The organism is Pseudomonas sp. GW822-FHT06D10, from assembly GCF_058799535.1.
Map to the genome: position 1 here is coordinate 198355 of NZ_JBXALN010000012.1, position 11742 is coordinate 210096.

At 64.2% G+C, this 11742-nt stretch carries 11 protein-coding genes and 1 pseudogene; 7 read left to right on the top strand and 5 right to left on the bottom strand.

Annotation, left to right across the window (positions count from 1 at the left end):
* Window positions 1-31: 31 nt before the first annotated feature.
* The 3 genes from AC1RL5_RS31040 to AC1RL5_RS31050 all read left to right on the top strand — a co-directional run bounded on the left by AC1RL5_RS31040 (window position 32) and on the right by AC1RL5_RS31050 (window position 2625).
* A complete protein-coding gene (locus tag AC1RL5_RS31040; RefSeq protein WP_492590146.1) occupies window positions 32-691 on the top strand; it encodes a glutathione S-transferase family protein in 660 nt (219 codons plus the stop codon).
* Between the two features lie 8 nt (window positions 692-699).
* Window positions 700-1503 carry a DUF4892 domain-containing protein gene (locus tag AC1RL5_RS31045; protein WP_053156988.1) on the top strand — a complete coding sequence of 268 codons (804 nt, stop codon included), beginning with the start codon at window positions 700-702 and terminating at the stop codon, window positions 1501-1503.
* A 69-nt stretch (window positions 1504-1572) separates the two neighbouring features.
* Window positions 1573-2625: an AI-2E family transporter gene (locus tag AC1RL5_RS31050; RefSeq protein WP_011060080.1), complete on the top strand. Its 1053-nt coding sequence runs from the start codon at window positions 1573-1575 to the stop codon at window positions 2623-2625.
* Window positions 2626-2664: 39 nt separating this feature from the next.
* On the opposite strand, the gene xopAW is transcribed toward AC1RL5_RS31050, so the two are convergent.
* From xopAW to AC1RL5_RS31065, 3 genes are all read right to left on the bottom strand, one after another.
* Window positions 2665-3291: an EF-hand domain-containing protein gene (gene xopAW, locus AC1RL5_RS31055; protein ID WP_072451649.1), complete on the bottom strand. Its 627-nt coding sequence runs from the start codon at window positions 3289-3291 to the stop codon at window positions 2665-2667.
* Window positions 3292-3405: 114 nt separating this feature from the next.
* Window positions 3406-4446, bottom strand: a complete 1041-nt coding sequence (locus AC1RL5_RS31060) for a sensor histidine kinase (protein WP_019095148.1) — start codon at window positions 4444-4446, stop codon at window positions 3406-3408.
* Window positions 4446-5210: a response regulator gene (locus AC1RL5_RS31065; protein ID WP_011060083.1), complete on the bottom strand. Its 765-nt coding sequence runs from the start codon at window positions 5208-5210 to the stop codon at window positions 4446-4448. Before AC1RL5_RS31065 ends, AC1RL5_RS31060 begins: the two co-directional genes overlap by 1 nt.
* A 317-nt stretch (window positions 5211-5527) precedes the next feature.
* Between AC1RL5_RS31065 and pyrF the strand changes: the two genes are divergently transcribed.
* A complete protein-coding gene (gene pyrF, locus AC1RL5_RS31070) occupies window positions 5528-6229 on the top strand; it encodes an orotidine-5'-phosphate decarboxylase (RefSeq protein ID WP_011060084.1) in 702 nt (233 codons plus the stop codon).
* A 105-nt stretch (window positions 6230-6334) separates the two neighbouring features.
* Here pyrF and AC1RL5_RS31075 read toward each other — a convergent pair whose 3' ends face one another.
* Window positions 6335-7339 (bottom strand): NADP-dependent oxidoreductase, encoded by a 1005-nt coding sequence (locus AC1RL5_RS31075; protein ID WP_019095878.1) that lies wholly within the window; start codon window positions 7337-7339, stop codon window positions 6335-6337.
* Between the two features lie 237 nt (window positions 7340-7576).
* On the opposite strand from AC1RL5_RS31075, the gene AC1RL5_RS31080 reads away from it, so the two are divergent.
* The 3 genes and pseudogenes from AC1RL5_RS31080 (at window position 7577) to AC1RL5_RS31090 (ending at window position 10470) form a co-directional block, all read left to right on the top strand.
* A complete protein-coding gene (locus AC1RL5_RS31080; RefSeq protein ID WP_011060086.1) occupies window positions 7577-8338 on the top strand; it encodes an SDR family oxidoreductase in 762 nt (253 codons plus the stop codon).
* 1046 nt (window positions 8339-9384) lie between these two features.
* Window positions 9385-9609 (top strand): annotated as a pseudogene (locus AC1RL5_RS31085) (HAMP domain-containing protein); the annotation flags it as partial.
* Window positions 9607-10470, top strand: coding sequence for a methyl-accepting chemotaxis protein (locus AC1RL5_RS31090; protein ID WP_370059478.1), 864 nt, complete (start codon window positions 9607-9609; stop codon window positions 10468-10470). The pseudogene AC1RL5_RS31085 and the gene AC1RL5_RS31090, both read left to right, overlap by 3 nt.
* A gap of 63 nt (window positions 10471-10533) precedes the next feature.
* Here the strand turns inward: AC1RL5_RS31090 and AC1RL5_RS31095 are convergent, their stop codons facing one another.
* Window positions 10534-11292, bottom strand: coding sequence for a hypothetical protein (locus AC1RL5_RS31095; RefSeq protein ID WP_015634689.1), 759 nt, complete (start codon window positions 11290-11292; stop codon window positions 10534-10536).
* Between the last annotated feature and the right edge of the window lie 450 nt (window positions 11293-11742).

An 11742-nucleotide genomic window follows, 5' to 3' on the forward strand; every position in this document is an offset into this window, starting at 1 on the left:
GAGGCTGGGCGGGTTGAAATGGGAGACAACCATGATAGATCTGTACACCGCTGCGACCCCCAATGGTCACAAGGTTTCCATCCTGCTTGAGGAACTCGACCTGCCCTATGAGGTGCACGCCTTGAGTTTCGACAAGAAGGAGCAAAAGGCCCCAGCGTTCCTGAAGATCAATCCCAATGGGCGTATTCCGGCCATCGTCGATCGCGACAATGGCGATTTTCCGGTGTTCGAGTCCGGCGCGATCCTGGTGTACCTGGCCGAACGCACTGGCCAGTTGTTGCCGGCCGATCCCAAGGGCCGTTCGCTGGTCATGCAATGGCTGATGTTCCAGATGGGCGGGGTCGGGCCCATGCAGGGCCAGGCCAATGTGTTCTTCCGCTATTTCCCGGAGAAGCTGCAGGGCGCCATCGACCGTTATCAGCACGAGACCCGGCGCCTGTACGAAGTGCTCGACAGCCGCCTGCAACAGGCCGAGTACCTGGCCGGCGACTACAGCATTGCCGACATCGCCACCTTCCCCTGGGTGCGCGGCCATGAATGGTCCGGGGTTTCGGTGCAGGGCCTGCCGGCGTTGCAACGCTGGATGGCGGCCCTGGAGGCCCGTCCTGCGGTGCAGCGAGGCTTGCAGGTTCCACAACGCAGCGACGATGCCAGCGTCGTCAAGGGCGCCCAGGCCATGCTTATCCGATGAGAGTTTCCATGCGTTCAATCAGTGTTCTGGGCCTGTCCCTGGCAAGTACCCTGGTGCTTGCCGCCGATCTGCCGGGCAGCCACGACCTGCCCCTGGTCCCCCGTCTGACCGATGCACAGATCGTCGACTACCGCCCCGAAGTGGAGCAGGAGCGCGTCTACCCCCTGGGTTCGATCCGCCGTATCAGCGGCCAGTTGCGTTTCGATGGCCAGGTCAATGCCCGCGGCAAGCTCACCGCCATCACTTACCAGTTGCCCGCCGAGCGCACATCCAACGAGGCCTTCACCCTGGCCAGGGAGGCGCTGCAAAAGCAGGGCGCCGAGCTGCTGTTCTGGTGCCAGGCACGCGATTGCGGTGAAAGCAGCCTGTGGGCCAACGAAGTATTCGGCAACGCCAAGCTGTTTGGCGCCGATGAACAGCAGGCCTATCTGCTGCTGCGGTTGGCGGCGCCCCAGGACAACTCCCTGGTAGCCCTGTACAGCATCACCCGGGGTAACCGCAGGGCCTACCTGCATGTGGAGCAGTTCGACGCCAGCGCGCCGCTGGGGGACCTGCTACCCACTTCGGCCACCCTGCTGCGCCAGCTCAAGGACACCGGCAAGCTGGACCTGCCGAAACTCGCCGAGCCCCAGCCCACCTGGCTCAACCTGCTGTCCCGCGGGCTGAACCTGGACACCACCCTGCGCATCAGCCTGTCCGGCAAGCAGGCCGAAGCCTGGCGCCAGGCGCTGATTGGCCAGGGCGTGCTGGCCTCGCGGATGGAAACCGGTAACACCGACGCAGCAGGCCTGCATTTCGAACTACTGCGTTAAGCTGTTTCAGGCAGCCCGCGCTCGCGGGTTCGCCTACTCTTCACTGGTTCTTCTTGCGCGAGACATTTCATGCCCAATAACGATCGCCTGCTGGTGCAGATCCTGCTCCTGGTGTTGTTCGGTGCCAGCTTCTGGGTCATGGCGCCTTTCTGGTCAGCGCTGTTCTGGGGCGCCGTGCTGGCGTTTGCCAGCTGGCCGCTGATGCGCCTGCTGACCCGCTGGCTCAATGGCCGAGAATCCCTGGCAGCGGCCCTGCTGACCCTGGGCTGGATGGTGCTGGTGGCCGCGCCGCTGGTCTGGCTCGGCCTCAACCTGGCGGACCATGTGCGCGATGCCACGGCCTTCATCAAGGACGTGCAGGTCGACGGCCTGCCCGCCGCTCCAGAGTGGCTCGGCAACCTGCCATTGGTGGGCGAGCGCCTGGTGGGCTTGTGGAACAGCATCGACCAGCAGGGCGCGGCCCTGATGCTGGCGGTCAAACCCTATCTGGGGCAGGTGGGCAACTGGCTGCTGGCTCGCAGCGCGCAGATCGGCGGCGGCATTCTGGAGCTGACCCTGAGCATCGTCTTCGTGTTTTTCTTCTACCGCGATGGCCCGCGCCTGGCGCTGTTCGTGCACAAGTTGCTGGAGCGCCTGATCGGCGAGCGCGCCGGCTACTACATCGACCTGGTGGCTGGCACCGTGCAACGGGTGGTAAACGGGGTGATCGGCACCGCGGCGGCCCAAGGCCTGCTGGCGCTGATCGGCTTCCTGATTGCCGGAGTGCCCGGGGCGCTGGTGCTGGGGATCGTCACCTTCCTGCTCAGCCTGATTCCCATGGGCCCGCCCCTGGTATGGATCCCGGCTACCGCCTGGCTGGCCTGGAAAGGCGAATACGGCATGGCGGTGTTCCTGGGGATCTGGGGCACTTTCATCATCAGCGGCGTGGACAACGTGCTCAAACCGTACCTGATCAGCCGCGGCGGCAACCTGCCGCTGGTGATCGTGCTGCTGGGAGTGTTCGGTGGCCTGATCGCCTTCGGTTTTATCGGCCTGTTCATCGGCCCGACGCTGCTGGCGGTGGCCTACAGCCTGTTGCTGGACTGGAGCGCCAGCCAGGCCCGGGCCCAGGAGCCGCGTTGAACCACCGATTGCCGCTCCCCCCGGGAGCGGCAATGGACGTCAGGCAGCGACGTTGACGCTGCCGCCGAGGCTGCTGCTGGTGTCCAACTGATACTGCTTGCTCAAGCTGGCGATCATCTTGCCCAGAGCTTCGGCGAGGTTGGCCTGCGGGTCCTGGGGGGCGCTGTCCTGGTTGCTTCCGGCCTGCAACGCGGCCTTGAGCTCATCGCTACTGATGCCGCCACTGCTGTCGCTGTCGAGAATCTTCAGCAGAGCCGAGCTGGTGTCGCTGCTGGTGGAGCTGTTGCCCGAGGCTTGCAGGGCTGTGCTCAGTTCGTCACTGCTGATGACTCCGTCGCCATCGCTGTCCAGGGCGCCGAGCAGGGCATCCGCCAGTTGGGTATCGGGGGCGCGGTCCTTGGGCGGAGGAGGGGCCATGGCGGCCATTTCATCGCTGCTCAAGCTACCGCTGCCGTCACTGTCCAGGTCGCTGAAGTTCTTGCTCAGGCTGACCAGGATGCCGTTGTCGCTTTTCTGCGACAGGGCGTTTTTCAGCTCGTCCTGATCCACCGCGCCATCACCGTTGCTGTCGAGCTTGGCGAACAGCTCCTTGTGCAATTGCTGGCCACGGCTGGTGCTGCTGGAGCTGTAATAGCTCGAATAGTTGCTGCTGAGGCTATCGATCATGGGGCTCACTCCCTGCGGATGAATAGAACCGGTGGGGGGACACCGGCCCAAGCAGCCTCAGGGGGGGAGTTGTCCTGGGTATTGGCGGTTTGTACCTGCCGCCACACAAGGCGCTCAAGGCCTGGGTAGACGCAATACCGCGGTCAGGCCGCCGCCGGGGGTTTCTTCGAGGATCAGTTGGCCGCCCAGGCGCTCCGCCGCTTCACGGGCGATGGTCATGCCCAGGCCGACGCCGCCGGAGTTGCGGTTGCGCGAGCCTTCCAGGCGAAAGAATGGCTCGAACACCGCTTCACGCTTGTCGGCGGCAATTCCCGGGCCGTGGTCGATGACCCGGATCAGCAGTTGCCCGCGGTCGTCCTCCAGGGCCAGGGTTGCCTGGCCGGCGTAGCGCAGGGCGTTGTCCAGCAGGTTGTTGAGGCATGACTGCAACGCCATGGGTTGCACCAGCAGCGGCGCGCAATGGCCTTGGGCCTGAGCGTCGGCGCCCTGGTCCTGGGCGTTCTCGCACAGCGACTCCACCAGGGCCTGCACGTCCATCCATTGCTCGGCCTCGCTGGTGCGTTGTTCGTGCAGGTAACTGAGGGTGGCGTCGAGCATCTTGATCATGTCGTCCAGGTCCTGGCGCATCTGCCCTTGCAGCTTGCTGTCCTCGATCTGCTCCAGGCGCAGTTTCAGCCTTGATAACGGGGTGCGCAGGTCGTGGGAGACGGCACCGAGCATGCGCCCGCGTTGCTGCACCTGCTCGCGGATGCGCTTCTGCATCTGGTTGAAGGTGCTGGCCGCTTGCCGGGCTTCCCTTGGGCCCACCTCTTCCAGGGGCGGGCTGTCGAGGTCTTCGCTCAAACGCTCGGCGGCGGCGCTCAGGCGCTGGATCGGCCGCGACAACAGCTTGGCGCCGTACCAGGCAGCGATGATCAGGGAGATGAACTGGAACGTCAGGGGCACCAGCGGGCCGCCGAACCAGGGCCGTGGCGGGCGCCTTGGATAAGGGGGCGGCGGCTGGCCATTGATCAACTGCGCCGAATCGGGAGGGGGCGGCGGCGGGGGCGGGCCGTAGTGGTGAAACCAGAAGAACGCCAGCAGGTGGGCGAGGACGATCGCGATCAGCAGGACGCCGAACAGGCGGCCGAACAGCGTATCGAACCGCCCGCGCATCAGCCGATGTCCCGGGCGTCGAACAGGTAGCCTTCACCGCGCACGGTCTTGATCAGTTGCGGCGACTTCGGATCGTCGCCGAGCTTTTGCCGCAGGCGCGAGACCAGCAGGTCGATGCTGCGATCAAAGGCCTCGATGGATCGGCCGCGGGCGGCGTCCAGCAATTGTTCGCGGCTCAGTACCCGGCGCGGGCGCTCGATGAACACCCAGAGCAGGCGGAACTCGGCGTTGGACAGCGGCACCACCAGGCCATCGGCGGAAATCAGTTGGCGCAGCACGCTGTTCAGGCGCCAGTTGTCGAAGCGGATATTGGCCCGCTGCTCGCTGCGATCGTCGCGCACCCGGCGCAGGATGGTCTGGATCCGGGCCACCAGTTCCCGTGGCTCGAAAGGCTTGGCCATGTAGTCGTCGGCCCCCAGCTCCAGGCCGATGATGCGATCGGTGGGCTCGCAGCGGGCGGTGAGCATGAGGATCGGGATGTCCGATTCGGTACGCAGCCAGCGGCACAGGGACAGGCCGTCTTCGCCGGGCAGCATCAGGTCCAGCACCACCACGTCGAAGTGCTCGGCCTGCAGGGCCTGGCGCATCGCCGCGCCGTCGGTGACGCCGCTGGCGTGAATGTTGAAACGCGCCAGGTAGTCGATCAGCAACTCGCGGATCGGCACGTCGTCGTCGACGATCAGGGCCCGGGTGTTCCAGCGTTTGTCGTCGCCACTGACCAATGCTTTGGCGTCTTCGTTGAGAGGGGCTGAAGTGTTCTGCATGGGTGCGGTCGTCTGCCAGGTAGGCTGCCGGCGCCTTAGGGCGACGGCGGGGTTGTGGCTTCAGCATAGGCGTCCGGCCCGGGGGCTGGAAGTGCTGTTCGAGGGTGTTGCGGCTGGCGAGGGTAGCGCCGGGGATTGTTGCCGACGTGTCGTCAGTGTATCGAGGTTGATACAAATGCCGTGGCGTGGGGGAGCGATTGCCGGGGCAATCGGCCTTCTTGCGCACCGTTGAGGAGGATTTACCTCTGATCGGGTCCCGGAGCGGCGCGGCTTGCGCTACAATCCGCGCCGATTTCGACTTGCCTGAGAGCCCCTTCATGTCCGCCTGCCAGACTCCTATCATCGTCGCCCTGGATTTCCCCACCCGTGACGCCGCACTGAAACTGGCCGATCAACTGGACCCCAAACTGTGCCGGGTCAAGGTCGGCAAGGAGCTGTTCACCAGCTGCGCCGCCGAGATTGTCGGGACCCTGCGGGACAAGGGTTTCGAAGTGTTCCTGGACCTGAAGTTCCACGATATTCCCAACACCACCGCCATGGCGGTCAAGGCCGCCGCGGAAATGGGCGTGTGGATGGTCAATGTGCACTGCTCCGGCGGTCTGCGCATGATGGCTGCCTGCCGCGAAGTGCTGGACCAGCGCAGCGGCCCCAAGCCGTTGCTGATCGGCGTCACCGTGCTTACCAGCATGGAGCGTGAAGACCTTGCCGGTATCGGCCTGGACATCGAGCCCCAGGAGCAGGTGCTGCGCCTGGCTGCCCTGGCGCAGAAAGCCGGCATGGACGGCCTGGTGTGCTCGGCCCTGGAAGCCCAGGCCCTGAAGAGCGCCCATCCGTCCCTGCAACTGGTGACCCCGGGGATTCGCCCGGCGGGCAGCGCCCAGGACGACCAGCGGCGGATCCTCACCCCGCGCCAGGCCCTGGATGCCGGCTCCGATTACCTGGTGATCGGTCGCCCCATCAGCCAGGCGGCAGATCCGGCCAAGGCCCTGGCCGACGTAGTGGCCGAACTGGCCCTGTAACACGCTTCCTCTTGTAGGAGCCGGCTTGCCGGCGATAGCGGTTTTGCGGTTGGCGGCCCTTTCCGGCCGCCGTTGCGGATCGCCGACAAGCCGGCTCCTACGGGTTCAGACTTTCAGTATCAGCTTGCCGAAGTTCTCGCCGCTGAACAGCTTGCCCAGGGTTTCCGGGAAGGTTTCCAGGCCCTCGACAATATCCTCCTTGCTCTTGAGCTGCCCCTTGGCCATCCAGCCGGCCATTTCCTGCCCGGCTTCGGCGAACTGCGCGGCATAGTCCATCACCACGAACCCCTCCATACGCGCCCGGTTGACCAGCAGCGACAGGTAGTTGGCCGGCCCCTTGACCGCCTCCTTGTTGTTGTACTGGCTGATGGCGCCGCAGATCACCACCCGCGCCTTGACGTTCAGGCGGCTGAGCACGGCATCGAGGATGTCGCCGCCGACGTTGTCGAAATACACATCGACGCCTTTGGGGCACTCGCGCTTGAGGCCGGCGTGGACGTCTTCGTTCTTGTAGTCGATGGCGCCGTCAAAACCCAGCTCGTCGATGAGGAACCGGCACTTGTCCTGGCCGCCGGCAATCCCCACCACGCGGCAGCCCTTGATCCTGGCGATCTGCCCGGCAATGCTGCCCACCGCGCCAGCGGCCCCGGACAGCACCACGGTGTCGCCGGCCTTGGGCGCGCCCACGTCCAGCAGGGCGAAGTAGGCGGTCATGCCCGTCATGCCTAGGGCTGACAGGTAGAGCGGCAGCGGGGCCAGCTTGGGGTCGACCTTGTAGAAGCCTCGGGGCTCGCCGAGGAAGTAGTCCTGCACGCCGAGGGCACCATTGACGTAGTCGCCCACCGCGAAACCGGGGTGGCTGGAGGCGATCACCTGGCCCACGCCCAGGGCGCGCATGACCTCGCCGATGGCCACCGGGGCAATGTAGGACTTGCCCTCGTTCATCCAGCCGCGCATGGCCGGGTCCAGGGACAGGTACTGGTTCTGCACCAGGATCTGCCCGGCGGCGGGCTCGCCCACTGCCACTTGCTGGTAGGTGAAGGTATCGCGGGTGGCCGGTCCGATGGGGCGTTTGGCGAGCAGGAACTGGCGATTGGTCAGGGCGGTCATGGCAGGCACTCGTGGGATGAATGAACCCCTAGTTGATAGCCCCTTGGCCTCGGTGCCGCAAGGTTTGCCGCTGCAGCGAATGGAGGCCAATCGATCGCCCTGATAAAGCCCCCGGCAGATTCATCACCAGAATGCATGAGCATCCAACCGGGCTTTTGATAGTGCTGACGCCACCAGCCCCGGCTGTGGCTAGATTGGGCCGGGTAGCTGACCCACATTCGATCGAGGATTCCTGCAATGAGCATGACGTTTTCCGGCCAGGTGGCCCTGGTGACCGGCGCAGCCAATGGTATCGGCCGGGCCACCGCCCAGGCATTTGCCGCACAAGGCTTGAAGGTGGTGGTGGCGGACCTGGACACGGCGGGGGGCGAGGGCACCGTGGCGCTGATCCGCGAGGCCGGTGGCGAGGCGCTGTTCGTGCCGTGCAACGTTACCCTGGAGGCTGATGTGCAAAGCCTCATGGCCCGCACCATCGAAGCCTATGGGCGCCTGGATTACGCCTTCAACAATGCCGGTATCGAGATCGAAAAGGGCCGCCTTGCGGAGGGCTCCATGGATGAGTTCGACGCCATCATGGGGGTCAACGTCAAAGGGGTCTGGCTGTGCATGAAGTACCAGTTGCCGCTGCTGCTGGCCCAGGGCGGTGGGGCGATCGTCAACACCGCCTCGGTGGCGGGCCTGGGCGCGGCGCCGAAGATGAGCATCTATGCGGCCTCCAAGCATGCGGTGATCGGCCTGACCAAGTCGGCGGCCATCGAATATGCGAAGAAGAAAATCCGCGTGAACGCGGTATGCCCGGCGGTGATCGACACCGACATGTTCCGCCGTGCCTACGAGGCGGACCCGAAGAAGGCCGAGTTCGCCGCGGCCATGCACCCGGTGGGGCGCATCGGCAAGGTCGAGGAGATCGCCAGTGCGGTGCTCTACCTGTGCAGCGATGGCGCGGCCTTTACCACCGGCCATGCATTGGCGGTCGACGGCGGGGCCACCGCGATCTGATGCCGATGGAATCGACCTCCAGTGTCCTGAAAACGACCTCGGCGTAGCTTTTTGCCATTATTCCGATGTCAGAGACTTGTGCGCCGGTGCATGCCGTTGCGACCCTTCGCCAAGACAAGATGGCCCTATTGCCATTGGGGATTGGAAGGGGACTGCGCACCATGACTTCGGCCGCAAGTGGACGTTTTGCCAACCTGGGCATGGCAAAGAAACTGGGTATCGGGTTTGCCCTGGTGTTGCTCCTAACCGCTCTGGTGGCGGGGATCGGTGTCTGGTCCCTGCAGACCATCAGCCAGCGCTTCGATGGCCTCAAGCAGATGTCCCAGCTCAATAGCGGCGTGCTCAAGGTGCGGCTGCAGGAGCAGGACTACGCTCTGCATGGCGACAGCAAGACCGTGGACAGCCTGCATGAAAGCCTGGAAGGCCTGCAGGCCCTGGCCCAGCAGCTCAAGGTGCGGTCGGCGGCCAACCAGACCGCGATGGGCGATGTGGAGCTGGCGCTGGCGGACTATCGCAAGGCCTTCGACGAGTTCGTCGAGCTGACCCAGGCCAAGGACCTGGCCCTGGAAATGGCCAGTTGGTCGGTGTCCAGCGTGGCCAATAACCTGGACGTGCTGCAGGCGGGGCTGGCGGATGACGGTGCCTATACGCTCAAGGAATCCCAGGGCAAGGATGGTGCCGAATTCATCGAGCAGGCCAATCAGATCAGCCAGGTTTCACGCCTGATGCTGCAGGCCATGAATGAGGCCCGGTTGCGCCTGGATCAGAACCGCAAGGGCGGCGACCAGGAGCCCGCCGAGCAGGGCAAGATCGAGCAGGCCGATCAGGCCCTGGCCCAGGCCGAGCAGTTGAAGGCCACGGTCAAGGATGCGGGCTATCAGACGGTGCTCAACGAAGTCTCGGGGCATATCGGCAACTTCAGCGAGAAGCTCAACGAGTACACCGGGTTGCTGGCCCAGGAGAAGCAGGTCTATCAGCAGTTGCATGAGCGCGCCGCCCAGGTGATGGCGCGGGTTGATCAGGCGTACGGGGCGCAAGAGCATTCGATGCTGGGGGAACTGGACAAGAACTCCCTGCTGATCATCGGCTCCTCGGCCCTGGCGCTGTTGGTGGGGCTGTTGGCGGCCTTGAGCGTCACCCGCCTGATCGTGCGCCCGTTGCGCAGTGTGATGCACGTGGCTCAGCAGATTGCTGCCGGTGATCTGACCGCGACCGTGGAGGTGACCCGACGTGACGAGATCGGTCAGTTGATGCAGGCCATGCAGCAGATGGGCAGCGGCCTGAGCGGCATTGTCAGTGGCCTGCAGGCGGGGATCGAGCAACTGGCCAGTTCGGCTCAGTCGCTGTCCACGGTGACCGAGCAGACCAACCTGGAAGTCAGCACCCAGAAGGAAGAAACCGAGCAAGTGGCCACGGCCATGAATCAGATGACCGCCACGGTGCACGATGTGGCGCGCAATGCCGAGGAGGCCGCCCAAGCCGCCCAGGCGGCGGACGACAAGGTCGAAAGTGGCCAGCAAGTGGTGCGCCAGAGCATGCAGCGCATTGAGCAACTGGCGGATTCCGCCAGCCGTGCCAGCAGTGGTATCGAGAGCCTGAGCGCGGAAATCGACAACATCGGTAGCGTGCTGGATGTGATCAAGAGCGTGGCCGAGCAGACCAACCTGCTGGCCCTCAACGCCGCTATCGAAGCCGCCAGGGCCGGGGAGCAGGGCCGGGGGTTTGCGGTGGTGGCCGATGAAGTGCGGGCCCTGGCGAAACGCACGCAGCAGTCCACCGAAGAGATCGCCCGGTTGGTGACGGCTCTGCACGCGGCGGCCGACTCCTCGGTGCAGCAGATCCAGAGCAGTGGCGAGCTGGTGAAGCTGGCGGTCAGCGATGCCCTGCAGACCGAAAGCGCCCTGGGCAGCATTGCCGCGGCGGTGTCATTGATCCAGCAGATGAACCAGCAGATCGCCGCTGCGGCCGAGCAGCAGAGCTCGGTGGCCGAAGAGATCAACCGCAGTGTCACCAGCATTCGCGCCAGTGCCGATCAGTCGTCCCTGGCGATGCAGGGCAACGCCGCGTCGAGCATCGAACTGGCGCAGTTGGGCGTGGAGCTGAAGGGGATGGTGGGGCATTTCCGCTTGTAGCGACGGGGAGGGCGCAGCGTTCTAAAACCCTTGCCCGGGTGTTCCGGGCAAGGGTTTTTTCTGTCAGTCGTAGATGGCTTTCTTTTTCCAGTCGGCGTCGGCTTCCACGGTCTTGAGGCCCTGGGTCAGCTGGTTGTCTTCGTCCGGGGCAGGTTCCAGGGTCGACAGCACCATGGCATTGGCCCGGGCCAGGAGTTTGTCCAGGTATTCCAGTTGCTCCTTGTAGACCGCCGGGTCCGGCTGCTTGCGCAGGTACTGCACGCCACGCTCGAAGGCCAGCCGGGCCTGGCCCGGCTGATTCTGCTGCAGGGCGTACTGGCCCAGGTTGTTGAAGAACTCGATATGCAGCAGCACCAGGATGTGGCGGATCTCCTTGATCCAGCGCTTGGCTTCGTTGGGCTGCAGGAAACCGTCGTGGGCGGCGCGAGTGACCTGGCCGTGCATGGCCTCCAGCAGGAAGCGCACGTCCTTGGCCTTGGCTTCGGTCTGGATCGGTGCCGGTGGGTTGTTCACCGGGATCGACTCGCCCTGGCCCACCAGGGTATTGAGCTCAGCCAGGCGAGCCTTGAGGGCGCTGTCGGTTTTATCGAGGTTGAGCATGCGCTGAACGACGTTCAGCTCCAGGCGCGTCAGCAGCAGCTTGAGGGCCGGTGACATGAACTGGCCGGGGAAGGTTTCGGTGATCTCGCCGCAACGACGCAGGCGATCATTGAGTTCGACCTTGGTGCGGGCTTTTTCCAGTTTGTTGTTTTCCACCACATGGTTCATGTAGCCAATGGCGATCAATAGTGCGATCCCGGCTATTACCAGCAGGGTGATCATGAGTGGTGTCACCGTTAAAACCTCGTTATGGGATTCGCGTGCGAGTGTAGTGGCTTGGCATTTAGACGCATAGCGCCGCTCGACGAGCCGGGCATGGATTGTGCTGCTTATATAGGTGGCATTTGCCTCGGGGGATCCCAGGGTTCAAATTGCCATCACCGGCTGTGGAGGACTATAACGCCTTGTCGAGTGCCAGAATATAGGCGTCAAAGCGCGGACGGCAGAAAACCCTGAAGCGGGCCTAAAACAGCCCCGAAGTCATTGATTTAAATAAAATTATATCTGGGGGTTGACGGCCTCCCAAAGCATCCATAGAATGCGCGCCACTTTCAACGGAAAGCAAATAGCAAAACGTTGAAGGAAGTGAATGCTGTAGCGTGTCCCCTTCGTCTAGTGGCCTAGGACACCGCCCTTTCACGGCGGTAACAGGGGTTCGAGTCCCCTAGGGGA